The 26794-nt window shown below is 69.0% G+C and carries 20 protein-coding genes and 2 tRNA genes; 11 read left to right on the top strand and 11 right to left on the bottom strand.

The genetic code is table 11. The features are described 5' to 3' along the window. The first annotated feature begins 114 nt into the window (after window positions 1–114). The 4 genes from ACRB8A_RS03625 to ACRB8A_RS03610 are packed head-to-tail and all read left to right on the top strand — an operon-like array spanning window position 115 to window position 3341. Window positions 115–1443 carry a sensor histidine kinase gene (locus tag ACRB8A_RS03625; RefSeq protein WP_432245611.1) on the top strand — a complete coding sequence of 443 codons (1329 nt, stop codon included), beginning with the start codon at window positions 115–117 and terminating at the stop codon, window positions 1441–1443. Continuing rightward, entirely contained in the window at window positions 1440–2099 is a 660-nt protein-coding gene (locus tag ACRB8A_RS03620) for a response regulator transcription factor (RefSeq protein ID WP_050686150.1), read from the top strand. Before ACRB8A_RS03625 ends, ACRB8A_RS03620 begins: the two co-directional genes overlap by 4 nt. 28 nt (window positions 2100–2127) lie before the next feature. Then, entirely contained in the window at window positions 2128–3117 is a 990-nt protein-coding gene (locus ACRB8A_RS03615; RefSeq protein WP_432245610.1) for a hypothetical protein, read from the top strand. Between the two features lie 38 nt (window positions 3118–3155). Further along, window positions 3156–3341, top strand: a complete 186-nt coding sequence (locus tag ACRB8A_RS03610; RefSeq protein ID WP_050686148.1) for a hypothetical protein — start codon at window positions 3156–3158, stop codon at window positions 3339–3341. 129 nt (window positions 3342–3470) lie between these two features. On the opposite strand, the gene ACRB8A_RS03605 is transcribed toward ACRB8A_RS03610, so the two are convergent. The 10 genes from ACRB8A_RS03605 to ACRB8A_RS03560 form a co-directional block, all read right to left on the bottom strand. Then, on the bottom strand, window positions 3471–4316 hold the full coding sequence (locus tag ACRB8A_RS03605) for an aldo/keto reductase (RefSeq protein ID WP_050686147.1): 846 nt from the start codon (window positions 4314–4316) through the stop codon (window positions 3471–3473). Between the two features lie 63 nt (window positions 4317–4379). Next, on the bottom strand, window positions 4380–4856 hold the full coding sequence (locus ACRB8A_RS03600; RefSeq protein ID WP_050686146.1) for a hypothetical protein: 477 nt from the start codon (window positions 4854–4856) through the stop codon (window positions 4380–4382). Window positions 4857–4862: 6 nt separating this feature from the next. Then, window positions 4863–5498, bottom strand: coding sequence for a bacterial proteasome activator family protein (locus ACRB8A_RS03595; RefSeq protein ID WP_050686144.1), 636 nt, complete (start codon window positions 5496–5498; stop codon window positions 4863–4865). 78 nt (window positions 5499–5576) lie between these two features. Continuing rightward, window positions 5577–5780, bottom strand: coding sequence for a YbdD/YjiX family protein (locus ACRB8A_RS03590; RefSeq protein WP_050686142.1), 204 nt, complete (start codon window positions 5778–5780; stop codon window positions 5577–5579). After that, window positions 5780–8080, bottom strand: a complete 2301-nt coding sequence (locus tag ACRB8A_RS03585; protein WP_050686140.1) for a carbon starvation CstA family protein — start codon at window positions 8078–8080, stop codon at window positions 5780–5782. The genes ACRB8A_RS03590 and ACRB8A_RS03585 overlap by 1 nt, the downstream gene beginning before the upstream one ends. A 358-nt stretch (window positions 8081–8438) precedes the next feature. Then, on the bottom strand, window positions 8439–8723 hold the full coding sequence (locus ACRB8A_RS03580) for a DUF1540 domain-containing protein (protein WP_050686138.1): 285 nt from the start codon (window positions 8721–8723) through the stop codon (window positions 8439–8441). A 142-nt stretch (window positions 8724–8865) separates the two neighbouring features. After that, entirely contained in the window at window positions 8866–11730 is a 2865-nt protein-coding gene (locus ACRB8A_RS03575; RefSeq protein WP_432245609.1) for a hypothetical protein, read from the bottom strand. After that, window positions 11730–12467: an ABC transporter ATP-binding protein gene (locus tag ACRB8A_RS03570; RefSeq protein ID WP_050686133.1), complete on the bottom strand. Its 738-nt coding sequence runs from the start codon at window positions 12465–12467 to the stop codon at window positions 11730–11732. Before ACRB8A_RS03570 ends, ACRB8A_RS03575 begins: the two co-directional genes overlap by 1 nt. Further along, on the bottom strand, window positions 12464–13069 hold the full coding sequence (locus ACRB8A_RS03565) for a PadR family transcriptional regulator (RefSeq protein WP_432245608.1): 606 nt from the start codon (window positions 13067–13069) through the stop codon (window positions 12464–12466). Before ACRB8A_RS03565 ends, ACRB8A_RS03570 begins: the two co-directional genes overlap by 4 nt. A 137-nt stretch (window positions 13070–13206) precedes the next feature. Then, window positions 13207–14190 carry an NAD(P)H-quinone oxidoreductase gene (locus tag ACRB8A_RS03560; protein WP_050686131.1) on the bottom strand — a complete coding sequence of 328 codons (984 nt, stop codon included), beginning with the start codon at window positions 14188–14190 and terminating at the stop codon, window positions 13207–13209. 108 nt (window positions 14191–14298) lie between these two features. On the opposite strand from ACRB8A_RS03560, the gene ACRB8A_RS03555 reads away from it, so the two are divergent. From ACRB8A_RS03555 to ACRB8A_RS03545, 3 genes are all read left to right on the top strand, one after another. After that, window positions 14299–14386 (top strand) — tRNA-Ser (locus tag ACRB8A_RS03555). 166 nt (window positions 14387–14552) lie between these two features. After that, window positions 14553–15344 (top strand): VOC family protein, encoded by a 792-nt coding sequence (locus ACRB8A_RS03550; RefSeq protein WP_432245607.1) that lies wholly within the window; start codon window positions 14553–14555, stop codon window positions 15342–15344. A 263-nt stretch (window positions 15345–15607) separates the two neighbouring features. Beyond that, window positions 15608–20158 carry an ExeM/NucH family extracellular endonuclease gene (locus ACRB8A_RS03545; RefSeq protein ID WP_432245606.1) on the top strand — a complete coding sequence of 1517 codons (4551 nt, stop codon included), beginning with the start codon at window positions 15608–15610 and terminating at the stop codon, window positions 20156–20158. Window positions 20159–20225: 67 nt separating this feature from the next. Here ACRB8A_RS03545 and ACRB8A_RS03540 read toward each other — a convergent pair whose 3' ends face one another. Beyond that, on the bottom strand, window positions 20226–22163 hold the full coding sequence (locus ACRB8A_RS03540) for an FAD/NAD(P)-binding protein (RefSeq protein WP_432245605.1): 1938 nt from the start codon (window positions 22161–22163) through the stop codon (window positions 20226–20228). Between the two features lie 74 nt (window positions 22164–22237). On the opposite strand from ACRB8A_RS03540, the gene ACRB8A_RS03535 reads away from it, so the two are divergent. The 4 genes from ACRB8A_RS03535 (at window position 22238) to ACRB8A_RS03520 (ending at window position 26788) form a co-directional block, all read left to right on the top strand. After that, window positions 22238–24466 carry a prolyl oligopeptidase family serine peptidase gene (locus ACRB8A_RS03535; protein ID WP_432245604.1) on the top strand — a complete coding sequence of 743 codons (2229 nt, stop codon included), beginning with the start codon at window positions 22238–22240 and terminating at the stop codon, window positions 24464–24466. 5 nt (window positions 24467–24471) lie between these two features. Further along, window positions 24472–24987 carry an N-acetyltransferase family protein gene (locus ACRB8A_RS03530; RefSeq protein WP_432245603.1) on the top strand — a complete coding sequence of 172 codons (516 nt, stop codon included), beginning with the start codon at window positions 24472–24474 and terminating at the stop codon, window positions 24985–24987. 97 nt (window positions 24988–25084) lie between these two features. Beyond that, a tRNA-Ser gene (locus ACRB8A_RS03525) sits at window positions 25085–25172 on the top strand. A gap of 167 nt (window positions 25173–25339) precedes the next feature. After that, window positions 25340–26788 carry an MFS transporter gene (locus ACRB8A_RS03520; protein ID WP_432245602.1) on the top strand — a complete coding sequence of 483 codons (1449 nt, stop codon included), beginning with the start codon at window positions 25340–25342 and terminating at the stop codon, window positions 26786–26788. Window positions 26789–26794: the final 6 nt, after the last annotated feature.

The raw sequence follows: 26794 nt of genomic DNA, 5'->3' as shown, positions 1-26794 counted from the left end.
GGTGCACGCCGCGTGCCATCGTGCAGGCGGTTGATCCCTGCGGCCCATGGTGTGGAGACCGGACTCAACCGATCGGTTGATCCGCTGGTTGCCGCCGGCGCATAGGCTGGACAGATGCCAGCCACCGAACCAGCCAGCCCGCCTGCGGCGCCTGGTTCCGCCGCCCCTCCCGCGCCGCCGGCAGGTCATGAGGGCGGATCTTCGGCAGCCATCCTCCGCGTCCTGCGGATCACCCTGCATGTGGGCTTTGCGGTCCTGCTGGCCGTGGCAGCGGCAAGGCTGTTGCTGGCCGGCGATCCCCATCCGCTGCGGCCGGCCCTGATGGGCGGCGCCGCACTCCTGGCGGCCGCCTACCTGGCGGGCACCATCCTTGAAAAGCGGTTCTCGGCCAGCGGCCAGGGCTTCGATCCGCGCCGTTACGGCCTGCCGTGGCTGGCGACGGTCACGGTGCTGTGGGCCGTGCTCCTGGCCGGCAGCGCGGACTTTTCCTGGCTGGCGTTCCCGCTGTTTTTCCTGCACCTGCACCTGCTGCCCCGGCGGGCTGCACTGGTGGGCATCGCCGTGATGACGGCCGCGGTCATCGGCGCCCAGTGGGCTGCCGGCGGGCTTCCCGTTCCACATGCGGCGGTGGTGCTGGGGCCCGCGCTGGGCGCGGCGTTTTCGGTGGTAACGGGGCTGGCGTACCGGGCCCTCTACCTGGAGGCGGAAAGCCAGCGCCGGGCCGCCGACGAACTCCGCAGGACCCGGGCGGAACTCTCAGCTGCCCAGCACAACACCGGTGTCCTGGCCGAGCGCACCCGGCTGGCCCGCGAAATCCACGACACCCTGGCCCAGGGGCTTTCCAGCATTGTGCTGATGGCCCGGGCCGCGGAGAAGTCTTTGCAGGACGGCGACACCACCACCGCCCGCGACCGCCTCCGGGTGGTTCAGGAAACCGCCGCCGGCAACCTGGCCGAGGCCCGCAGCTTTGTCCGCGGCCTCTCCGCCCCGCAGCTGCAGGACGCCTCCCTGGTGGACAGCCTGCGCCGGCTCTGCGCGGCCACGGAAGCCGCAGTTGCGGCCCGCGGGAAGGTGCTCCGCTGCCGCTTCGAACTGGACGGTGTCCCCGTTGAACTGCCACCGCCGCACGCCGTGGCACTGCTCCGGGCGGTCCAGGCCAGCCTGGCCAACGTCACTGCCCACGCGCAGGCCTCCGCAGCCGTGGTGACGCTGGCGTTCCTGGGCAACGAGGTCACGTTGGATGTTTACGACGACGGCATCGGCTTTGACCCGGCAGCACAGGTCGCGGAGGCGCGCCCCGCAGCGGACGGGCGGGGCTTTGGCCTGGGTTCCCTGGCCGCGCGGGTGGCGGCGCTGCACGGCACCCTGGAGCTGCAGTCGGCGCCCGGGGAGGGCACCGTGGTGGCCATCCGGCTGCCGTTGCCCGGACCGGGCACCCCATGACCGCCATCCGGGTGCTGCTGGTGGACGACCACCCCGTGGTGCGGGCCGGCCTGCGCGCCATGCTCACCGATTTTGCGGGCATCCTGGTGGCGGCCGAAGCCGCGGACGGGCAGGCCGCCGTCGACGAACTGCAGCGCCGGCAGGTCCTGGGCGATCCAGTGGACCTGGTCCTGATGGACCTGCAGATGGGCGCCGGGATGGACGGTGTGACCGCCACCCGGCTGATCCGGCTGCTGGACCCGGCTCCGCCCGTCCTGATCCTCACCACATACGACACCGACGCCGACATCCTTGCCGCCGTCGAAGCGGGCGCCAGCGGCTACATGCTCAAGGACGCGCCACCGGAGCAGATCCAGCAGGCGGTGCTTGCCGCCGCTGCAGGCCAAAGCGCCCTGGCACCCAAAGTGGCCGCGCTGCTGATGGACCGGATCACCAACCCCGGCACGGCCCTCACCCGGCGTGAGGTGGAGCTGCTTGAACTGCTCGCCACCGGGCTGTCCAACCGGGCCATGGCGCAGCGGGTGTTCATCTCAGAGGCCACAGTCAAGACCCATCTGGTCCACATTTACGGAAAGCTGGGCGTGGACAACCGCACGGCCGCCATTGCCGAGGCGACCCGCCGCCGCATTATCCGGTCCCCCGGCCAGCAGGCCTGACTCCGCGCGCATGCCTAAGATGGCGTGCATGGACGACGACCAGCTGGCCGGCATCGCAGACACGCTGTACAGCACATCCCTGGACGACTTCGTGGCCGTCCGGGCGGCCGCAGCCAAGGCGGCGGCCGCCGGAGACAAAGCCCTCGGGGCCGCGGTCCTGAAGCTGCCCAAACCATCGGTGGCGGCCTGGGCCGTGAACATGCTGGCCCGAGACAAGCCGGACGTCCTGGCGGGCCTCGCGGACCTGGGCCACCGGATGCAGGCCGCGCAGGCGGACCTCGACGCGGCGGCCCTCCGCGGGCTGGCCCGGGAGCGCCGCACCCTCCTGGCAGCCGCGGTCGACACCGCCCGGACAGTGTCCACTGATCACGGCAGGACCATCAGCGGCGCCATGGCCACGGACGTCGAAGAGACGCTGCGGGCCCTGACGGCCGATCCCGGGGCCGCCGGCGCCGTACGCAGCGGCCTGCTCCTCAAGGCGCTCGCGGCTGATGGCGTGAACGCCGTGGACCTTGACGGCGCCACTGCAGTCCCGGGAGCAACAGCACCCGCGGGCGTTTCCTCCGCGTCGCGGGCAGAACCCGCCGTCGACGAACCCGCGGACACCGAACCACTACAGAAGCGCCCGACGCCGGAACCCGCCAAAGCCCCGGCCCGCACCAAGCCACGGCTCGAGGCGGTCCGGCAAACCCCCCGGGCGGCCTCCGCACCAGCGCTGGACCGGGCGAAGGAATCACTCGCCGGGGCCCGCGCCGAGGAAGCCAGGACCGCGCAACTCGCGGCGGACCTGCTGGAACAGTCGGAACGCTCGCGTGCCACTGTCGCTGACCTGGAAACGGAAACCGGGCAGCTCCGCAGCCGGCTCAAGGCAGCCGAGGAGCAGCTCGCTGCGGAGCGGAAGGCCCTGGCCGCGGGCGCAGCGGAGGCCAAGCAGGCCGCCCGGGCAGCGGCGAAAGCTGAGCGGACGGCCATGCTGGCGCAGGAACGGGTGCTCCGCCTGGGCAACACGCGGGACTGATCCCGGGGAATGTCGTACCCCGGTTGCAGACTTGAAGCATGGAAACGCACACCGTTCAGGAATTTCACGTCACGTACTTTGACGCCGACTGCGGCCGCGCCCGGGCTGAAGTCTTCGACACCTTGGCCGGCGCCCGGCGGTTCGCCGACCGGCACAGCACCGGTGCGGACGGCTGGGCCGTGGTGGACACCGTCACCGTCGAGCAGGTCCGCCTCGCCGCTTAGCGCCGGGCACAGCGGGGCGCCGCAGCAACGCGGTTAACGCGGGAACCCGCACCGCCCATGCGGGCAGTACGGGTTCCGGCGGCTTCACGCGGCCGGCGTGGGGGCCGTGCCGGTGCCTGACCGTGGTGGTCAGGCGAAGTCGGAAACGGCCGGGTCGGCACCGATCCGGCCTTCGCCGGCAGCGGTGCGGTCCAGGCCGTTGAGGGCCTCGATGTCGCCGGCGTCCAGGGCCACTTCGAGGGCCGCGAAGTTCTCGCGGATCCGGGATTCGGTGACGGACTTGGGGATGACCACGTTGCCGATCGCCAGGTGCCAGGCGATGACGACCTGCGCCGGGGTGACCTGGTGCTTGGCCGCGACGGCAGCCACTGCCGGGTCTTCCAGGAGCTCGCCGCCCTGGCCCAGCGGAGACCAGGCCTGGGTGAGGATGCCGTTCGCAGCACCGAACTCGCGGAGTTCGCGCTGGCTGAAGTAAGGGTGCAGTTCGATCTGGTGGATGGCCGGAACCACGCCGGTTTCATCGATCAGGCGCTGCAGCCCGGCCGTGGTGAAGTTGGAGACACCGATGGACTTGACCCGGCCGCGCTTCTGCAGCTCCACCAGGGCCTTCCAGGTGTCAACGTACTTGTCCTGCTTGGGCTGCATCCAGTGGATCAGGTACAGGTCAAGGGTTTCCAGGCCGAGCCGGGCCATGGACTCTTCGAAAGCGGCCAGCGTTTCCTCGTAGCCCTGATCCGCGTTCCACAGCTTGGTGGTGATGAACAGCTCTTCCGGGGAGATGCCGGAGGAGGCGATGGCGCGGCCCACGCCGGCTTCATTGCCGTAGATCTTCGCGGTGTCGATGTGCCGGAAGCCTGCTTCGAAAGCCTGGCGGACCACTTTTTCCGCTACGTCGTCCTCAACCTGCCACACGCCATAGCCGAGCTGGGGGATCGTGTTTCCGTCATTGAAAGTCAGTGTTGGTGAAGAAGTCATGCCCTCATCCTGCCAAACCGCTGCCGCCTGAAGGGGTGAATCCGGCCGGACTATGCCAGGCGCTTAACCGGGAATATCCTGCTGTCCTGCTGCCGGAGCGTCCCCGCGAAGGTGCCTCTCGGCGTCGGCCACCTGTTCAAAAACCGATTCGGCCCGGCGCCGCACAGAGGCTGCCCCGACCGGAACCGGGCCAACGGCCAGCCGCAGCATGGCGGCAGCTTCAGCGGTGGTGGCCAGGGAATTGCCGGCCTTGGACAACGCCCGGTGCACCCCGGACAGGGCCACGGGAATGTCCAGCCCCTCGCTGGGGGAACGCCGCTGGGCTTCCACGCAGATGATCCGGACGCGGTCCAGGAGGGCTGCGAGGCTGTTGGCGACCTCCACCAGCTCGGCATACAGCTGGTCGTCCTCGACGCCTTCCAGGACCTGGTGGAACCGGTCAAGGCCGCGGTGGAAGCGGTCGTGGGCGCGCCGCCACAGCCCCTTGCCCAGTTCTGTGTCGTCCTTGCGCCCTTGCCTGGCGGCGCTGAAAAAACCCAAGCTGGCCTACAGGTACTGTCCGGGACCGTGGTCCGGATCGTTGGGCTGGCCAGGCTGCGCGGGCGATCCCGGCGGGGTGCCGGCTCGTTGGGGTTCGCCGTTGTCGCCGATTACTACCCCGGGGGCAATCACAGTGCCGGGCGGCAGCTGGCGCAGCTGGAGCTGGGCGGAGTGTTCCCTGGCTGCGTGCTGGGCAGCGATGGCGGTTTGGATGCCGTGGAACAGGCCTTCCAGCCAGCCCACGAGCTGGGCCTGGGCGATGCGCAGCTCGGCGTCCGAGGGCGTGGCGTTATCGTCAAAGGGCAACCGGATCCGGTCCAGTTCCGCCACCAGCTCGGGCGCCAGCCCGTCTTCGAGTTCCTTGATGGAGCGGGCGTGGATCTCGGCCAGCCTGCCGCGTGCGGCGTCATCCAGCGGCGCGGACTTCACCTCGGCAAGGAGCTGGCGGATCATGGTGCCGATCCGCATCACCTTGGCCGGCTGGTCCACCAGGTCCTGCAGGTTGCCGCCTTTGGTCCGGGCGCCGGCCCCGGGCGCGGGTTCCGCCGGAGCGGACCCGCCGTCGCCGGGCCGGTCCCCGTCAAGGGTGGTGCCTTCCACCGGTAGGTCCTCGGCTGCCTGTGCGGGGATCGGATCGCTCATGCGTTCATACTCTCATGAGCGATCCGTCCCCGGCCCCCGTGTGAACGTCCCTGACGGGGTTGTCCGCTTCAGGCTCAATCAGCAGCAGCGGCCCTGGGGGTTGGCGTCCTGGCGGTCCGTACGGTCACGCCAGAACTCCCGCTCTGTCAGGGGCGCCGACTGGTGCCCCATAGCCTGGTGGTGTTCCAGGTACCGGGTGTAAGCGTCGGCGCCCATCACGCTGCCCAGGTAGCGGGCAGCGCCCCTGACGCCTTTGGCCAGGACCGCCATGGGCGCCGGCATCAGTGGTGTCCCGCCCGTTCGAACCGCTGGCTGGCGGGCACCTTGTCCCACTCAGCCAGCAGGGCACGCTCGGCGGCCGTGGGGATGACCCCGGCCGGGGCGAACACCTTCGATGGCACGGCCGGGTCCTCGTTGCCTTCAGGCCGCCCGGCGGCGTCCCGGGTCCGGAAGGCCTTTACGGTTGCCAGCAGGGCGGTGGCGATCACGATGATGCTCAGCACCACAAAGATCACCGACAGCCAGCCCTGGATCCCGGTGTTGCGGACCACTGCCTCCATGGCAGCCACAGACTTGGCCGAGCCGAACTCGGTTTTCCCGTCCGCCAGCGCCTTGCTGAATGCTGCGTTGTTGGCGAAGTAGCCCACCGACGGGGTGGCGGAGAAGATCTTCTGGAAGCTCGCCGTAATGGTGACGACGGCGGCGAATGCCAGGGGCAGGGCCACAATCCACAGGTACTTGAACGTGCCCTTCTTGGCCACAATGGCCAGACACACGGACAACGCGATGGCGGCCAGCAGCTGGTTGGCGATGCCGAACAGCGGGAACAGGGTATTGATCCCGCCCAACGGGTCCGTGACGCCCATCAGGAGCACCGCACCCCACGCCCCCACCATGATGGCGGTGCAGAGCCAGGCTCCGGGCCGCCAGGAGGCTTCCTTGAACTTGGGAATGAAGTTGCCCACCGAGTCCTGCAGCATAAAGCGGGCAACGCGGGTGCCGGCGTCCACGGCGGTCAGGATGAACAGGGCCTCAAACATGATGGCGAAGTGGTACCAGAACGACATCATGGCCGTGCCGCCGATGAACTGCTGCATGATGTGGGCCAGGCCCACTGCGAGGGTGGGGGCGCCGCCGGTGCGCGAGATGATGCTTTCCTCGCCCACGTTGGCAGCTGTCTGGGCCAGGAAATCGGGGGTGATGTTCACGCCGGCGAGGCCCAGGCTGTTCACCCAGGTGGCGGCAGTTTCGACGGTGCCGCCGGTCAGCGCGGCCGGGGCGTTCATGGCGAAGTACAGGCCGCGGTCGATCGAGATGGCAGCCACCAGGGCCATGATGGCCACAAAGGATTCCATCAGCATTCCGCCATAGCCAATAAAACGCGTCTGCCGTTCCTTCTCCACCAGTTTGGGGGTGGTGCCGGAGGAAATCAGGGCGTGGAAGCCGGAGAGCGCGCCGCAGGCGATGGTGACGAACAGGAAGGGGAACAGCGCTCCGGAGAACACCGGGCCGTTGTCGCGGCCGGCGAACTCGCTGAACGCCGGCACGGTGATTTCAGGCCGGACCACAATGATGGCAAGTGCCAGCATCACGATCACGCCGATCTTCATAAAGGTGGACAGGTAGTCGCGGGGGGCAAGCAGCAGCCAGACCGGGAGGATGGCGGCGATGAAGCCGTAGATGATCAGGCCCCACGCCAGGGTGACCTTATCCAGGGTGAAGAGTTCGGCGCCCCACGCGGTCTCGGCCACAAAGCCGCCGCCGATGATGGCGGCCATCAGCAGGACAAACCCGATGAGGGAAACCTCCATGATTTTGCCGGGCCGCAGGTAACGCAGGTAGACACCCATAAACAGCGCAATGGGGATGGTCAGTCCCACGGAGAAGACACCCCAGGGGCTTTCGCCGAGCGCGTTGACCACAACGAGCGCCAGGATGGCCACGATGATGACCATGATCAGCAGCGTGGCTACCAGGGCTGCGGTGCCGCCCACCACACCAAGTTCCTCGCGCGCCATCTGGCCCAGGGAACGGCCGCCGCGGCGCATGGAGAAGAACATCACCAGGTAGTCCTGGACTGCGCCGGCAAGGACCACGCCGATGATGATCCAGATGGTGCCGGGAAGGTAGCCCATCTGGGCTGCGATGATCGGCCCCACCAACGGGCCCGCGCCGGCGATCGCGGCGAAGTGGTGCCCGAACAGGACGTTCCGGTCGGTCCGGACGTAGTCCTTGCCGTCAGCCTTATATTCGGCGGGGGTGGCGCGTTTGTCGTCAGGTTTGGTCAGGTAGCGCTCGATGACCTTCGAGTAGAAGCGGTAGCCGATGAGGTACGTGCAGACGGAGGCGAAGACGAACCAGATGGCGTTGACGGTTTCGCCGCGCACAATGGCCAGCATGAACCAGGCCACGCCGCCCAGCAGCGCAATGGCGGCCCACAGGGCGATTTTCGCCGGTGTCCACTTCCTGTCCTCGGCTTCCAGGACGGCGTCGTCCACGGCGACGGCGGGCAGGGCCGGGTCAGTGGCCACGGCACCTTCCCCCGGCGATGGATTCCGTCGTTGCTCAGGTGTTGGTGCCATGTCTCCTCCTTGAGAGTGTTCACTGTTGCTTGCAGGCACCTTACCAACGCATCCGGCTGCGGGGACGGCTTTCGGGTTATGCCGCCGGCGGGGTGCGGCGAACGGCGGGCATGGGGCGGCGAACGACGCCGGCACCTGGCTTGCAGGGTGTGCTCACGTCTTGGGCGGGCCGGGCAGCGGGCGTCCGGCCGGGCAGTCCGGCCGGTCGGATGGATGGGGTTTGCCGCTGTTGGGTCGGTACGGGATTGGCGGCTGGGTTGCAGCTGTCGGTACCTGCGTGGCAGTGCCGCCAAACAGGCAGGGCCCCCGGCCGGGTGTCCGGTCGGAGGCCCTGTCCCGGGGCAGTGGTGTCCGGTGGTCAGGCGTGCGAGTAGGTGAGGCAGTCGGCGTTGTCCGCGCCCGGGCCAACGTGCACGGCGGGGGCGTTGCACATCAGGTGGTCGTTGTGAACGCATTCGGAGCGCTGGCAGGCCCCGACATCGGCGAGGACCTTGGGCAGGCCGCCACTGTGGCCGGTGTCGATGAAGGTGGCGCAGGAGGCGTGGTCTTCCGTTCCCCCCACAGTGATGGCATGCGCTGTGCAGCCTTCATGGTCGTTGAACGAACAACGGGTGACACTGCAATCGGCAACGTGGGTTGTCATGAGCTTCCTCCGTGGGCTCCGCCGCCCCTGGCAGGCGGCTCCTGCAACCCACGCTAGGCCTGTTGCGGTCAATCAAAAAGACCCAATTGTGTGACCTATTGGCTTCTGGCCCCAGCCCGGACCCGGCCATGCCCGCAGGCCGTCAGGTTCCTTGCTCCCGCCGGCCCGTGGGCAGGGCCGCCCTGGTGAACGTCCAGGCGAGGGCGGCGGCCACCAGCGGGACTGCCAGCACCAGGACCAGCAGGTACGTCCACGGGACCGCCAGCGCGATCCGCATTTCCGTGGCTGCCACGAGCAGCACAGCGGGGACCACGCCGGCCGCTGCACCCAGTGCCGCGCCCAGCCCGGCCGTGAAGAGCGCCTGGCTTCCGGCGAGCGCTTTGCGGAGCCTGGGTGCGGCACCCACCGCGGCCAGGGTCCTCTGGTCCCGGCGGCCATCGGCGAGCGCCAGACCGGTGGTGATGCCGGCGGCGCTGACGGTGATCAGCGCGCTGGCCAGCACGATGGCCCACATCTGCCAGGAACTGTCCCTGGGGATCCCCGGTTCCACCCAGAGGGCGGCGCCGGGGTGTTTGTACGTCGAGGCAATAACGCCGTTGGCAGTGTCAACCTGGGCCGCGGAGGGGTGCTCCGTGAGCTGGACCAGCAACTCACTGGGACGCGGCTCCATCCCCAGCCGCGCTGCCGTGCCGGCGGAAATGACGCCGTAGTAGGGAACCGGAACCAGCGGTTCCACCACCGCCGCCACCAGGGGGACGCTGCCGACCGGGTCATACTGCATTTGGCGCCCCGCTGGTTCGGCCATGGGCCGGCGAAGGTCCAGGGTTTGAAGTTCCACCGTCCCGTCGCGGACAAAGACCTGGTTGGTCACCACCATTCCGCCGTTCGCCAGGACGGCCAGGGCAGCCGGCCCGGGTTCCACGCCCAGGACGGCACGGATCTCGTCAGCGCCGCCCACCACGATGGACCGGGGCGAGCCGGTCCCCTGGGCCAGCGGTCCCTTGCAGCGCGGGTCGCCGGGATCCTGCAGCCGCCCCATCGGCGTCACGGGGCAGGCGTTGCCCGGCGGGGTGCCCAGCGCGTACTGGAGGCAGTTCCTGGTGGCCGTCCGGGCGGGGGCAAGGTCTGCACCGGGACCATCGAAGCAGTTCAGCGGCGGGGCGGGCGTGGCGACCACCCTGGTCCAGGCCACGGTGCCCAGGGCTCCGCTGAGCGCGGCGGAAAGCTGCTCCGGCGCCACTGCGGTGGCTGGCTGCGGGGTGCCGTCCACCAGGGGCGGCTGCTCCAGCGACAGGGGCAGGAAGGCCTGGTTCTCAAGGGCGGTCCAGGAGTAGGTTTCGCGGATCCCGGCCTGCTGGCTCGCCGCCAGGACCAGGGCACTGCTGGCCAGCGCCGCCGCGGCCAGGACTGCGGCCACTGCGGGCACCGTGCGGTTGCGGTTCCTGGTGGCATCGCGGGCAGCCAGGCGGAGCGCCAGTGGCAGCCGCCCGGTCCGGCGCGGGAGAAGGGTAAGGAGCCACCCGGTCAGCAGTGACAGCGCCACCACGGTCAACACCGCACCCCCGGTCAGCAGGCCCGAGGCTGCGGGGAACAGCTCCGCCAGCCGGTCCGGATCGCTGGTGGAGTGTCCCACGAACCAGCTTCCGGCGAAGGCACCGGCGGCGGCCAGCAGTAGGGCAGCGCCGGTGATGGCACTCTTTTTCGCGCTTCCGGCCGGGGCGCGCCCGGTCTTCAGCGCCCCCAGCACCGCCCGGCGGGCCACGTGGTGTGCAGGCGACCGCGCGGCGAGAAGGCAGGCGGCAAGCCCCATCACCATGGCGACGGCTGTAGGCACCGGGTCCGGGTGCACCCCGGCCAGGCGGGCCGAACCGGCAGCCCGGACCCACAGCACCACAAGGGCTGCCGCGCCGAACCCCAGGGCCGCGCCCAGCACAACGGCGGTCCCGCCCAGCCACAGGCCTGCCGCCGTGACGACGGCGCGGAGGGTGGGCGCTTCGGCGCCGGAAGCGGCCAGCAGTGCAAGTTCGCGGATCTGGCCTTTGGCGCCAACGGCAAAGGCGGTGCCCGCCAGCAGGCCGACCTCCAGCAGTGCCAGCGCTCCGATCAGCGCAAACGTTGCATACATGCCGAGTTCCGCGGCCAACCCCTGGTCCGGCAACGGGCCGCCGTCGAACGTTTGCTGGTCCGCGGGCGGCGGATTGAGCACCACGTCACGGGACAGTACGGCCACCCCCGCCCGGTTGGCCGCCCGGACCTGCTGCCACGTGACGGGTTCGGGTCCGGCGAGGTAGTAGGACGTGGTGACAGAGTCCGCGGCCACCCCGGCCAGCAGCCCGGCCGGAACCTGGTCCGCCGCAAGGTAGAGGAACGAATTGCCGTCAGAGGTGTCGGCGTCACGGAGGATGCCCACGGGTGTGAACGTGCCGGCGGAAGTGGTGATGGTGGTGCCCGGCTCCAGGCCGAACCGGTCCAGGAACCCTGGGGAGGCCAGTACCTCGGCCGGGGACTGCGGCGCGCGGCCGGAAAGCAGTGAGTAGCGGCCGGCGAAGGCCGGGTGGAGCGCGTCGACCACCCTCGCGCCGAAGGAGGCGTCGCCGTCGCCCACCCGGGTGATCAGCTGGAGCTGCCGGTGCGGGACCACCTCATACCCCGCCGGGACAAGGTCCAGCGGGTCACTGCCAACGAACCCGGGATCGTGCGCACCGGAGCTGGAGACCACCCTGGTGTCATCCAGCGGGTCCTGGACGGAGTCGCCGTTGGGAACGGGAAGAGTGCTGAACCGCGCCTGCATGCCGCCCAGTTCATAGCGGACGGTCTCATCGGGAGTGCGGTGCAGGCTTTGGTTCAAGGTCGCAGCCCCGGTCATGGCCGCGACGGGCAGCAGGATCAGCAGGACAATCAGCACCGACCTGCCGCGGTGGCGGCGGATGTCCCGGCGGGCCATCCGGAGGGCAACGCGGAAGCTGCCCCGCCGCCCGCCAGGCGCCGGAGCCAGATTCAACGGCATCAGAGGCCGGCCTGGGTCAGCAGCATCGTGGGATCATGCATGGCCGAGGCCTGGTCCACGATCCGGCCATCACGCAGGAACACCACCCGGTCGGCCCAGGCCGCGTGCCGGGCCTCGTGGGTAACCAGCATCACGGCGGCACCCGCATCGGCGCGGGCCCGCAAAACCTCCATCACCCCGTGCCCGGTGGTGGAGTCCAACGCTCCGGTGGGCTCGTCGGCAAGAATCAGGCGCCGCTCGCCCACAATGGCGCGGGCGATTGCCACCCGCTGCTGCTGTCCGCCGGACATCTGGTCCAGGAAACGGTCCGCCAGCTCCGGGATACCCACCTGGCGCAGCGCGTCGGCGGCCTGCCGGCGGGCCTTTTTCAGGGGTGTGCCATCCAGTTCCAGCGGCAGGCTGACGTTCTCCGCGGCCGTCAGGGTGGGGACCAGGTTGAAGTCCTGGAACACATACCCCACAGCGCGGCGGCGGAGCCGTGCCAGGTCATTCAGGCCCAGCCCGGCAAGGGGGGTGGATTCCACAAAGACCCCGCCGCCCGTGGGCTTATCCAGTCCGCCTGCGAGAGCGAGGAGGGAGGATTTCCCGGATCCGGACGGCCCCATCACGGCCACAAATTCTCCTGCTGCCACGCTCAGGTCCACTTCGCGCAGGGCCGCCACCGCCGTGGCGCCCGCGCCGAATGTCCGGCTGACTTTGGCGAGTTCGAGGACCTGCTGCGGACCCTGGACGCTCATCGGCGGGTATCCGCGGTGGGCGTGGCGTCTTCCGGGACCCCGGCGGATAATGGGCGGGTGACGGCCTGGCCGGCGGCCTGCGCCTGTTGGACCATCCGCGCCTCGCAAAGGTCAAGCCACCGGACTTCCGCTTCGGTCTGGAAGATCAGCGAGTCGAGCACCAGCAGCCAGGCCGTATCTCCTGTCCGCGGTGTGCCGGCGGCGTCCCGGCGGGCCCTGGTGTAATCCTGCAGCGCCCTGATGGAGGCAACGCGCTGCGCCTGGATGATGGCCTGGACATCCACTCCCGGCAGCGTCATGGCGAGCGCGAGCTTGATGGCGAGCTCATTCCGCGGCGGGTTGTTCCGTTCCACCGGTGCGGCGAACCAGCCCCGGACTTCAGCAGTCCCGGCGGCGGTGATGCTGTACACCACGTGGCCTTCGCCGTCGTCGCCCTCCTTGGCCACCAGGGCGTCGCGTTCCAGCCGGTCCAGGGTGGTGTAGACCTGCCCGATGTTCAACGGCCAGGTAGCGCCCGTACGGTTTTCAAACTCGACCCGGAGCTGGTAGCCGTACCGCGGCTGGTCCTGCAGGAGGGCGAGGAGGCTGTGGCGGATGGACATACGGCTCCCTTGCGTGGCTGGCTGCCGGTATGCACGGACCCCCAAGACCCGTGCATACCGCGTATAGACGAGCCTAGCCGGAGTGAAGTCCCCTGGCAATACTGAGTATCTAGCGCCTGCGCCGCCGGAACGGCGGACTACATCACCAGCAGGATCTTGCCCACGTGATCGCCGGTATCGAAGTACCGGTGCGCCGCCCTGACCTGTTCCAGCGGGAAGGACCTGGCCACCAAGGGGCGGATCCGGCCGTCACTGACCAGCGGCCACACCGCGTCGCGCACCGCCGTCATGATGGCGCCCTTTTCGGCGACAGGCCGGGGCCGCAGGGCCGTGGCCACCACCGCACCGCGCTTGGACAACAGCTTGCCGAGGTCGAGTTCGCCCGTGGCACCACCCTGCAGCCCGATAACCACCAGCCTGCCGTATTCGGCCAGGGCATCCACGTTCTGGCGGAGGTATTTGGCTCCCACCACATCCAGGATCACATCGGCCCCCTTGCCCCCGTTCTGGCGGCGCAGGCTCTCCGGAAAGTCCTCTTCCCGGTAGTTGATGGCGATATCCGCACCGAGGAAGGCCGTGGCGGTGCCAACCTTCTCATCGGACCCTGCGGTGGTGGCAACCCGCGCGCCGAAGGCTTTGGCCAGCTGGATGGCGAACGTGCCGATCCCGCCGGTGGCCCCGTGGATCAGGACCGTTTCGCCGGCCTGCAGCTGCGCGGTCATGATCAGGTTCGAATAAACAGTGGCCGCAACCTCGGGCAGGGACGCGGCGGTGACCAGGTCCACGCCGTCCGGCAGCCGCAGGACCTGCTCGGCGGGGACCGCCACCTGCTGGGCATAACCGCCGCCGGCCAGCAGGGCCACCACCTTGTCGCCCAGGGAAAACGCCTTGGCGACCCCGGGCCCGAAACCCGCGATCCGGCCGGAAACCTCCAGGCCGGGAATTTCGGACGCACCGGGCGGGGGCGGGTATACGCCCTTGCGCTGCTGCACGTCCGCGCGGTTCAGGCCGGCAGCCACCACGTCGATCAGCACCTCGCCCGTACCCGGCACGGGGGCGTCCACCTCGCGGACTTCCAGCACCTCCGGGCCGCCCGGTTCCGATATAAAGACGGCTTTCATGGACCTCTCCCGTTCCTGACTGAATACTGGCCTGCCACCAGTGTGCACCGGACACTTTCCGGGCTCTGTTTTGTTGCACGCAAGTGCCTATGAAACACTACTCGTTGAGGAAGGTTGTCCGAGCGGCCGAAGGAGCTAGTCTTGAAAACTAGTGTGCGGTAACCCCGTACCAAGAGTTCGAATCTCTTACCTTCCGCGGAATAACCCCGGCGTGCCAGTGATCTGGCCGCCGGGGTTTTTTGCTTAACCGCCCGATCCGCACCCGCCGCACAGGGCGCTTGCCAGTGTCAGGGGCCCGCCATAGTCTCTGGAGTGATCCGGCCGCTGGGGCCGGACAGCTGACCTTGCACCCAGGAGATTCCATGCCCACTCCGGATTTCATCAACGGTTCGCCCTGCTGGATCGACCTTATGACCAGCGACACGGACCAGGCCTGCGCGTTTTACGGCAGCCTGTTCGGCTGGGAATTCGAGGTGGGCGACACCGAAAAATACGGCGGGTACATCATGGCTGCCAGGAACGGCAGCACGGTGGCGGGCATCATGGCCCGGCAGCCGGACCAGGTGGGCATGCCGGACCTGTGGTCCGTCTACCTGCGCACCGATGACGCTGCAGCCACCGCCGACGCCGTGGTGGCGCATGGCGGTTCCATCCACCTGGGTCCCCTGGAGGTCCCGGAGCAAGGCACCATGCTGTTCTTCCAGGACTCCGCCGGGGCCGCCACCGGCGCGTGGCAGCCAGGGGCCATGCACGGCTTCGATATCGCGGCCGAGCACGCCGCCCCGGCCTGGTTCGAACTCCATGCGAAGGACTACCGGGGCGCCCTGGAGTTCTACGCCACCGTGTTCGGCTGGCAGCCCGCTGTCCTGAGCGATACCCCGGAGTTCCGGTACGCCACCTCCGGCGAGGGTGAAAACGCCCACGCCGGAGTCATGGACGCGTCCGCCTACCTGCCGGCCGACGTCCCGCCGCACTGGCAGGTTTACTTTGCCGTGGACGACGCCGACGCCAGCGTGGCCGCGGCGCTGACCCTGGGTGCCACCTTGCTGGAGGGGCCGCAGGACAGCGGTTTCGGCCGGGTGGCGCAGCTCGCCGACCCCACCGGCGCGCGGTTCAGGATCGTGGAAGACAACCGGCAGCAGCCTGCCGGCTAGAACCTCCGCAGCCCGTTACGGGGGCGTAAATTCTTCGCCGGACCAACCCCAGCCGGCCAACCCCAAACACTACCCGCGGGTAGTGTTTGTGATGTCCAGCACACAAGCCGAATGCACGTCCCATCAATACTGCGTTCATTTGGAGGTGTTGTGATGGCCCGGGCCACGCCTTTTCGGCATTGCCCCGATCAGCACACCTGGCGGCAATCCCCACCCCTTCCGTCGCGTCCCTACAGGGGCAAACCAACGAAAGCCGGAGCAGAATGCATCACTCAACCTGGAAACTGGCGCTGGGCACAGCGCTGTCAGTGGGGCTAATAGCCGCCCCGCTGGCAGCCCTGCCCGCCGCCGCCATGGACGCCGCACCAGCGGCCGCGGGCACTTCCCCCGTCACCATCAATGAGGCCTACCTGAGCGGGGGCAGCGGCGGGGCAGCGTTCAAAAACAAATTTGTCGAACTCTACAACTCATCGGACACGGCCGTTCCGCTCAGCGGCTGGTCGCTCCAGTACCGGGCCGCCGGCTCCACCGGCAACCCCAGCGGAGTGGCTCCCCTGACGGGCAGCATTCCCGCCAAGGGCCACTACCTGGTCCAGGGTGGAAGCAACGGCGCCAGCGGCGCGGCCCTGCCTACCCCTGACCTGGTGGCCGGCAGCATCAACCCCGCCGGCGCCGGCGGCACCCTGATCCTGGCCAGGCAGCCGGGTGCCCTCGCGGTGACCACCGGCAGTGCGGTCGAGCCCGCCGACGTGGCAGACCTCCTGGGCTACGGCGGCTCCAACACCTTCGAGACGGCCCCGGCGACGGCGCCGTCGGGTAACTCCGATGTCCGGTCCCTGAACCGCGCTCCCGGGGTGGACACCAACAGCAATGCAGCTGACTTCACCCTCGCCGCGGCGATCACGCCGACGAACGCGGGCGGCACCGCCCCTGACCCGGATCCCACGCCGGATCCTGATCCCGAGCCCGCCCCGGATCCGGTCACGCGCACCATCGCCGAGATCCAGGGCACCGGAACGGCCAGCCCCATGGTGGGGGCCACTGTCACCACCCGCGGAAAGGTCACGGCAGCCTTCCCCACCGGCGGCCTCAACGGCTACTACCTGCAGACGCCCGGCACCGGCGGTGACCTCAATGCCACCAACCACGCGGCCTCGGACGGCATCTTCATCTACTCCCCCGCCACCGTGGCCGGCGTCCGGATCGGTGACCATGTCGAGGTCACCGGCGCCGTTGCCGAGTACTACGGCATGACCCAGGTCAACGTGACCGAGGCCGCCGGCTTCACCAAACTTGCCGAAGCCGCGCCCGAGGTGAAGGCCACCGCCTTCACCCTTCCGGCCAGCGAAACCTTCCGGGAATCCCTCGAAGGCATGCTCCTGGCCCCGCAGGGTCCCCTCACGGTGACTGACAACTACACCTTGAACCAGTACGGCGAAATCGGCCTGGCCGGCGGCACCGGACCGCTGGTCCAGCCCACCGCCGTCGCGCCCTTCGGGTCAGCCGAATACACCGCCACCGTGGCCGGCAACACGGCGCGTGGCATCAAGCTCGACGACGGCTCCAGCACCAACTTCCTCAAGGACGCGGGCACCAAGGCAGAGATCCTGCCGTACCTGACCACAACGGACCCGGTCCGCGTCGGATCCCCCGCAACATTCACCACGAACGTGGTGCTGGGCTATTCCAACGACGCCTGGAAGTTCCAGCCGCTGACGCACCTCACCGCAGCGAACAAGGACACGGTGCAGCCGGCATCCTTCGGCGCCACCCGCACCGAAGCGCCGCATGCTGTAGGCGGCAACGTCAAGATCGCCTCGTTCAACGTGCTGAACTACTTCCCCACCACCGGTGACACCCTTGCCGGCTGCACGTTCTACCCGGACCGGGCAGGCAATCCCATCACGGTCCGCAGCGGCTGCGACGCCCGCGGTGCCGCCAACGCAGAGAACTTCGAGCGCCAGCAGGCAAAGATCGTTGCCGCCATCACCAAGGCCGGCGCGGACGTGGTCACGCTGATGGAAATCGAGAACTCCGCCCAGTTCGGCAAAAACCGCGACGACGCCCTGGCCAAGCTGGTGGCGGCGCTGAACATCGAGACGCCCGGTATCTGGGACTACGTCCGGACCCCCGCCAACGCTCCCCCGCTGTCCGATGAAGACATGATCCGCACGGCCTTCATCTTCAAAAAAGCGGCAGTCGAAACGGTGGGCGAGTCCATCATCCACAACGACACCGCGGCATTCGCCACCGCCCGCAAACCGCTGGCACAGGTTTTCAAGCCGGTGGGCGGCGCAGCCGGCACCGAATTCATCGCCATCGCCAACCACTTCAAGTCCAAGGGCTCCGCAGCCACCCCGGACGACACCGACAAGGGCCAGGGCGCTTCGAACCTCGCACGTACCGCCCAGGCCAAATCCCTGCTGGCGTTCACCGAGGGCCTGCAGGCCAGCAAGGCCACCGATAAGGTCTTCCTGATCGGCGACTTCAACTCCTACGGCCACGAAGACCCCATCAATGTCTTCACCGCCGCCGGTTACGTCAACCAGGACAACAAGGCCCGCAACACCGACGGCTCCGCGAAGCATTCCTACCTCTTCGGTGGCCTGGTGGGTTCCCTGGACCACATCCTCGCCTCCCCCGCGGCTGACGCCGTGGTGTCCGGTGCCGACATCTGGAACATCAACTCGGTGGAGTCGGTGGCCCTTGAATACAGCCGCTACAACAACAACGTCACCGACTACTACGCCCCGGACCAGTTCCGCGCCAGCGACCACGATCCCGTGGTGGTGGGCCTGAACCTGCAGTCCGCTCCAGCCAGCGTTGACCTGAACTTCCTGGGCATCAACGATTTCCACGGCCGGATCGACACCAACACCGTCCAGTTCGCCGGCACCATCGAGAAGCTGCGGGCAGCCGCTGCCCCGGGCGCCACGGCGTTCCTCTCCGCAGGCGACAACATCGGCGCCTCGCTGTTCGCATCCGCCGTTGCCAAGGACCAGCCCACCATCGACGTGCTGAACACCCTGGAGCTGAAGGCATCCGCGGTGGGCAACCACGAATTCGACGGCGGCTGGGCGGACCTGCGGGACCGCGTGATCGCCGGCGGCACCAACGCGAAGTTCCCGTACCTGGGCGCCAACGTCTATGCCAAGGGCACCACCACCCCGGTCCTGCCGGAGTACACGGTCCTGGACATGAACGGCATCAAGGTGGCCGTGATCGGCACCGTCACCCAGGAAGTCCCGTCGCTGGTCACCCCGGCCGGCATCACCGGCCTCGAGTTCGGCGACCCCGTAGCGGCCATCAACCGGGTGGCTGCCACCATCACCGCCGGGAACCTGGCGGACGTCATCATCGTGGAGAACCACGACGGCGCCGGCTCGGGAACCCCGGACGGCGCAACACTGGAGCAGGAAGTGGCAGCCGGCGGACCGTTCGCCAAGCTGGTCACCGAAACCTCAGCCGACGTGGACGCCATCTTCACCGGCCACACGCACAAGGAATACGCCTGGGACGCACCCGTCCCCGGTGTTGACGGCAAGACCCGGCCGATCGTCCAGACCGGCAACTACGGCGAAAACATCGGCCAGATCCAGCTGACCGTGGACACCGCCACCAAGGCCGTGACCGCGTACAAGGCCGGGAACGTCAAACGCACCACCGACCCCGCCGCCGGGCTGATCGCCGCCTACCCCCGCGTCGCAACGGTGGACGGCATCGTCAAGAAGGCCCTCGCCGACGCAGCCGTCATCGGCGACCAGCCCATCGGTTCGGTCACCAAGGACATCACCACCGCGTTCACCCCGGACCCCGCAGGAGGCCCCGCCAAGCGTGATGACCGTGCCAGCGAGTCCACCCTGGGCAACCTGGTGGCCGATTCCCTGTTGGATTCGCTGAAGTCCGCGGACCTCGGCGGCGCTGAGATCGGCGTCGTCAATCCCGGCGGCCTGCGCAACGAGCTGTACTACGCCCCGGACGGCACCATCACGTACGCCGAGGCCAACGCGGTACTGCCGTTTGTGAACAACCTGTGGACCACGTCGCTGACCGGCGCGCAGGTGAAAACCCTGCTGGAGCAGCAGTGGCAGACCAACGCCGACGGTTCGGTTCCCAGCCGCGCCTACCAGCAGCTGGGCCTGTCCAAAAACGTCAATTACACCTACGACACAGCCCGCGCCGCCGGTGACCGGATCACCTCGATCCGCGTGAACGGCACCCTGATCGATCCGGCGAAGTCCTACCGGATCGGCACGTTCAGCTTCCTGGCAACGGGCGGCGACAACTTCCGGGTCTTCACGCAGGGCACCGGCACCAAGGACTCCGGCCTGGTGGACCGCGACGCCTGGATCGGGTACCTGCAGAAAAGCGGTCCCGTGGCACCGGACTTCGCCCGGCGCTCCGTGGCCGTAGCCAACAGCACAGCGGCCGGGGTCAAGCCCGGCGAGCCGGTGACGCTGGCCATCACCAGGCTGGACCTCACCTCCCTGGGCAGCCCGGTGAACACCTCGCTCACCGCGGTGTTTACCGACGCGGCCGGAAAGGTGACCCGGCTGGGCACGGTTCCCGTGGCAGCCGGAACCGCCGCCGTCAGCCTGCCGGTTCCCGCCGGAGCTGCGGCGGGCGCTGCCACCCTGGTGCTGACCGCCGCGGAATCCGGAACGACCGTGACTGCGGACGTGACGGTTGCACCCGTCACTCCGCCGGCACCGGTCTGCAAGGCCCCCACGGCCCCCACCAAGTGGTACGACGTGCTGGGCTGGATCCGCTACGGCATCCAGTGGCTCCAGTACCAGGTGTGCCTGCGGGGCTGATCCGCCCCTGACGTCCAACGCCCGCCCACATCCCTGGGCGGGCGTTGTGCGTTAACCGGGGCGGGGGTCAGGCGGCCAGGATGGCGGCGGCGATTTCGTCGGCGTCCCTGAGGGTCCGCTGGGCGCTGCGGTAAGCGGGGCTGCCGGGCTGGGCCGCTTCAGCGGCGATGGCGGTACCCCACTGGGCCGATGAGAGCTGCAGGCCCAGCACGTAGAGGCCCTCGGTGACCGACCCGTTCGCGGCAAGCGGCCGGTACGGGTGCGGCGCCACGTCCAGGCCTGTTGACTGGATGGGGGCGCCCTCGGCAGTCATCATCAGCCGGGGCCGGACCAGGCCGTCCGCCAGGAGTTGTTCCAGCAGCGGCGAGTCATTCGCGGACACCCGGTTGCCCGGCGCCAGGGCCTCCACCATGGTCCGGGCTGCCACCGGCGCATCGTGCACCCAGGGCGAGGTGACGGTGAACGTCCGGCTCTTGCGGTCCACGCCGAACTTGGGGTCGGGTCCGGCAAAGCTGACCACCCCGGCGGTGGCCAGGGCTGCGAGCTGCTCGGAGCGGAGGGCGGGCGGGCCGCTGGCCAGGCCCTCCACGAAGTTTTCGAACCAGCCGCGCAGGCCGGCCACCCACGATTCGTCGGTGATGCCGCCGTCGGCCACTGCGGTTTTGAGGAGCGCCCGGCCGTGGTGCAGGGCACCGATGGCCATCTTGACGGGATCGTCCTCGCCCAGGCCGGACCGGCGGGCGTCATCCAGCAGGTATTCCACCACTGCGGCGTCCTGCTCCGCCCGGGACGCGAACGTCCGGCCGGCCAGGGGCGCAGCCAGCCCACGAAGGTCCAGGCGGTGCCGCGGTCCCACATGCACGGCCAGCACACTCTCCACGGTGTCTTCCCAGTTCGCGGCCGTGTGGGCGTGCGGGTGCAGCGCCTCATCCAGGGCAGCCAGGAAAGCGTCAGCGTCCGGGACCGCGCCGGGCTGCGAGCGCACCAGCGTGGCGTAGTAGGCCCACAGCGTGTCCCGGTGCAGGAGCGGCCACAGGTCGAAGTCGAAACCGGGCCTGATCCCTGCCTTCCGGAGCCGGCCCAGGGCCTCTTCGGTGAAGTAGCGGAGGGATACCGACGCCGGGTAGTAGCCTTCCAGCGCCGCCTTGGCCCGGTACGGGGTTCCGCGGCGGGACGCGGCAATGATGAGGGGTTCCTGGCCGGAGGGCTGATACTCCAGCCGGCCGCCGTTGCTGAGGAACGTGCCGCCGCGGCCTTCGGTGAGCTGGCCGATGGTGTCGAAGAAGTTCAGGCCCATCCCGCGGACCAGGACGGGTTCGCCGGCGGGGACACTGTCCCAGTCGACGTCGGCGGGGACCGCGGGCGGCAGGTAGCGCAGGCCAAGCTGCTGCGCAGCGGCCTGCAGTTCCCGCTGCTCCGGGTTCAGGCGTGACGGGATGTGCCCCAGCGCCAGCACCACGGACCCTGCCGTCAGCACGGCCCCGGCGGCCAGGCCGACGTCGAACATCCCGTCGTCGCGGCGGTGGACCGACAAGGCGCTGGTTTCGTGGAACTCAAGGGTGACATCCTGCGGTGCGTGGTCCACCAGCTGCTCGAGGGTGCTGCGCAGGTACCGGCCGTAGAGGGCGCGGCTGGGGAAGCCGGTGGAACCAAGACCCGCCAGTTCGGCCCGTTCAGCTGCTGAAAGGGAGGACGCCGGGTGCTCCTGCTGACGGATCCGCCACTGGTCGAAGGTGGTGCCGGCCACCGGAGCCGGGAGTTCGGGGTCCTCGGGAATCAGCGTCGGATAAAACGACTGGGTGTTCATCAGGAACAGCCGGGACTGGTGCGGCTGCCAGACATGGCCGGGCCCGGCCGGGTAGGGGTCAACCACGTCGATGTGGAGCCGCGGACCGGCCGTTGCGGCGGGACGGGCTGCGGTGTGGGCGAGCAAACGCTCCAGCACACTGGTGCCGCGGGGACCGGCACCGATGATGACGGTCCGGATGCTCTGCGTTGTTTCCACGGCATCCAGCGTATCCGCTAAGGGCTGAACGCTTGACTTGCCCGCAGGCGGAAGATGTTGTTTGGATGGGGCGCATGACCACCACAGCAGCTGATTCATCGTCCGCCACGGGTGCGGCGCCGGAGCCTACCGACGAAAACGTCTGGCTGGAGGAGATCTACGGCGAAGAACAGCTGGCCTGGGTCCGGGAGCAGAATTCCCGGACGGAGGACCTCCTGGAGGACGCGGAGTACGCAGCCCTGGAAAGCAGCATCCTGGAGGTGCTGGACGCCACGGACCGGATCGCCATGGTGGGCAAGCGCGGGGACTGGTACTACAACTTCTGGAAGGACCAGGACAACCCAAAGGGCCTGTGGCGCCGGACCACGTGGGAGAGCTACTGCACGGATACGCCCGAGTGGGACGTCCTCCTGGACGTGGACGCCCTGGCCGCCAGGGAAGGCGTGGAGTGGGTCTTCCACGGTGCCACGTTCCTGCGGCCCGCACCCGGGGAACCGCACCGCCTGGCGCTGCTGGCCCTCTCCCCCGACGGCGGGGACGCCAACCGGTACCGCGAATACGATGTCCAGTCCCGCGGGTTTGTGGACCCGGCCGACGGCGGCTTCGACCTCCCCACAGCCAAGGGCAACGTGTCCTGGCTCGACGCCGACACCCTGCTGGTGGCCTCCACGGCCGAAGGTCTGCCCATGACCGCCTCCTCGTACGCCCGGACGGCCGTCACCCTCAAACGCGGTACGGCCCTGGCTGACGCGCCGCTGCTCTTCGAAGTGCCGGCGGACCACATGGTGGCGGTGGTGGCCCACGACTCCACCCCCGGCTTCGAGCGGACCTTCGCCATTGACTACATCGATTTCTACAACCAGACCAACCTGGTGCTGCGGGACGGCGGCTGGGTGGCGGTCGACGTGCCCACGGACGTCAACCTGAGCGTGCACCGGGAGTGGCTGCTGTTCCGTCCCCAGCAGGACTGGACCCTGGCCGGCACCACGTATCCTGCCGGCTCGCTGCTGGCCACGAAGTTCGAGGACTACCTCGCAGGCGGCCGGAACATCTCGGTGCTGTTCGCCCCTGACGCCGCCACGTCATTGCAGTCCTGGAGCTGGACCCGGAACTTCCTGCTGCTGAACCTGCTCAAGGACGTCTCCGCCGAGATCCGGGTCCTGGACCCCGCCACACCATCGGGCAGCCCGGACGCCGCCTGGACCTCCACGATCCTGGATGCCTGCCCGCCGCTGCACGACGTGAACGCCTACGCGGTGGACGATGAGGACACCACGGACGGTGGCGGCGCGGGCGACGATTTCTGGCTCATCGCCACGGGCTTCACCACACCCAGCACCCTGTTCCGGGGCTCACTGGAGCGCACGGACGCCGGCGGCCAGGACTCCGGCGCCCCCGCGGTCCTGAGCCGGCACGCCGAAGTGAAGTCGTCGCCGTCGTACTTTGCCGACGGCGGCTACGAGGTCCAGCAGCACTTTGCGGTTTCCGAGGACGGCACCCGGGTCCCCTACTTCCAGATCGCCGCTCGCGGCCTGGCCCTGGACGGCCAGAACCCCACGCAGCTCTCCGGCTACGGCGGCTTCGAAGTGTCCCGGACCCCGGCCTACAGCGGAACCGTGGGCCGGGCCTGGCTGGAGCGCCGCACCACCGGCGCGGCCGGGGCGGACGGCGGCGGGACGCACTCGCGCGGCGGCGTCTACGTGGTGGCCAACATCCGCGGCGGCGGCGAATACGGGCCGTCCTGGCACCGCGCGGCCCTGAAGGAAAACCGGCACAAGGCGTACCAGGACTTCGCGGCCGTGGCCCGGGACCTGATCTCCCGCGGCGTGACCTCAAGGGAGCGGCTGGGGTGTGTGGGCGGGTCCAACGGCGGCCTGCTGGTGGGCAACATGCTCACCTCGTACCCCGAACTTTTCGGCGCGGTCTCCTGCGGGGTGCCGCTGCTGGACATGCGCCGGTACACCAAACTGTCCGCCGGGCACTCGTGGATCGCCGAATACGGCGATCCGGACGTAGCGGACCAGTGGGAGTACATCCGGACCTTCTCGCCCTACCACCTGCTCAAGGACGGTGTGGAATACCCCGAAACGTTCATCTGGACCGCCACCTCGGACGACAGGGTGGGTCCCGTGCAGGCCCGCAAGATGGCTGCCCGGATGCTGGCCATGGGCATCCCCAACGTGTGGTTCCACGAAGCGCTTGAGGGCGGCCACGCCGGCGCCTCCGACAACCGGCAGGCAGCAGCGCTGCAGGCCCGAAGCCAGCACTTCCTGTGGAAGGCCCTGGCCGGCGGGGCCGGGTGAGCCCCGTGCTGTCCATAAGGCCGCCCACGGCGGCGGATGCCGGCCGGCTGGCCGAGGTGCACGTCCGCTGCTGGCAGGAGGCCTACCGCGGCATCCTGTCGGACAGGTTCCTGGCGGCACTGGAACCGGCAGACCGGCTGCCGTTGTGGACGCAGCTGCTGGCGGATCCGCCGGCAGGAAGCCTATGGGCAGCATACGACGGCGGCACGGCGGTGGGGTTCGCCGGCGTCCGGCCCGTGCCAAGCACCGCAGGCGTGGAACCGCCAGCGGCGGACCGTGAACTGTGGGGGCTGTACCTCCTGGCCTCGCACCAGGGCCTGGGTCTTGGTGGCCGACTGCTGCGGGCAGCGCTTGGCACCGATGCCGCAAGCCTTTGGGTGGCCTCGGAAAACGCCCGGGCCATCGGTTTCTACCGGCACTTCGGCTTTAGGGCCGATGGTGCGGCGGACCTGGTTCCGGAGTGGGAAAACCTAGCCGAAATGAGGATGGTCCGGCCCGGGCAGGCCGGGATTTCCGGCTGAAACCGCGAGCCCGGGAAGCCTGCTGCGGACAGGGCGCCTGCCGTTTTGCACTGCATGGCCACATCTGCGTATTCTTGGTGGGCTAGGAATAGCAATTGGAGACGTGCCAGAGCGGCCGAATGGGCTTCACTGCTAATGAAGTGTGGGGCACAACTCCACCGGGGGTTCAAATCCCCCCGTCTCCGCGTTCGGCCCCGGTCCTTGACCGGGGCCTTTTGCGTACCTGGCCTTTTGCGTACCCGGGGCTTCTGAACACCCAGGCAGCCGGCAGGGCCGGGCGTGTGTCCGGCCTGCCGGTCCGCAGGACGGACAGCACCACCGGCGCCGGCGGGCCCGGTGGCAGGATAAAACGATGTCAACAAGCAAGCAGGCCGCCGCGGAACCGGGTACCGGGCCGGCCTGGAACCCGCGCCTTGCCCTCCTGGTGGCGGCGGCGTTTTTTATGGAGTTCCTCGACGGAACCATCCTCACCACCGCCATCCCCAACATCTCCGCTGACTTCGACGTCCCCGCGGCGGACGTGAACATCACCATGACGGCGTACCTGTTGACCGTGGCCGTGGGGATTCCCATCAGCGGCTGGCTGGCGGAACGTTTCGGCGCCCGTCGGGTGTTTTGCCTGGCCCTGGCCGTGTTTACGGTGGCTTCACTGGCCTGCTCGCTGAGCCAGGACCTGACGGCCCTGACCATCAGCCGGATCATCCAGGGCGCGGGCGGGGCCATGATGGTGCCGGTGGGCACGCTGGTGGTGCTCCGCGGCACGCCCAAGTCGGAGCTGCTGCGGGCCACGGCTTTCCTTGTCTGGCCCGGATTGCTCGCCCCCGTGCTGGCCCCGCTGATGGGCGGTGCGCTGACCACGTATCTTTCCTGGCACTGGATCTTCCTGATCAATCTGCCCCTGGGCCTGGCCGCGTTTGTGGCGGCGCTGCGCCTGGTTCCCGTTTCCGCGGGCGATCCCGGGCGGCGGCTCGACTGGCCCGGCCTCGCACTCACCACCATGGGTGTTGGCGCCCTGGTGGTGGGCCTTGAGCTCGCCAGCGGTCACCCGGAGACGCCGTGGGCTGCCCTGTCGGCGGCGGCAGGGGCGGTGTCCCTGCTGGGAGCGGTGCTGTGGATGCGCCGCGCCCGGAACCCGCTGTTCAACCTGGAGGTGTTCCGGACCCGCACGTTCCGGGCCATGGCCACGGGCGGTTTCATTTATCGGTTGACCATCAGCTCGGTCCCGTTCCTGCTGCCGCTGATGTTCCAGTCGGGCTTCGGCTGGTCGCCGTTGCAGGCAGGCATCATGGTGGCGGCGGTCTTCATCGGCAATATTGGCATCAAGCCGGCCACCACGCCGCTGATCCGGCGCTTCGGGTTCAAGGCGATGCTGGTGTTTGCTTCCCTGTCGTCAGCGGTGACCTTCGCCTTGTGCGCCGCGCTGACCCCGGATACCCCCGGCGCCCTGATCTTCGCCCTGTTGGTCTTTAGCGGCGTTTTCCGGTCCATCGGGTTCTCCGCTTACGCGTCGGTGCAGTACGCGGACATCGTCCCCGCCATGCTGACCTCGGCAAACACGGTGTCGGCCACCCTGGTGCAGCTCGCCGCCGGGGCCGGCATCGCCGTGGCGGCCCTGTTGATCCGGCTTTTCGACGGGGTGGCCGTTTTTGGGCAGGACCAGGCGGCCCCGTTCCGCGGCGCGTTCCTGGCCATGGCTGTCCTGATGCTGGCCAGCACCGTGGACAGCCTCTTTTTATCGCGGCACGCCGGCGCGGAAGTCAGCCGGCCCGGCAACGCAGCAAACGCAGCCGGACCTGCCTGAACCCGG

This window comes from Arthrobacter sp. G.S.26 (assembly GCF_050847375.1).
Taxonomy (GTDB): domain Bacteria; phylum Actinomycetota; class Actinomycetes; order Actinomycetales; family Micrococcaceae; genus Arthrobacter.
Note: the sequence above shows the minus strand (reverse complement) of the source record. Positions and strands in the feature narration are given on the sequence as shown.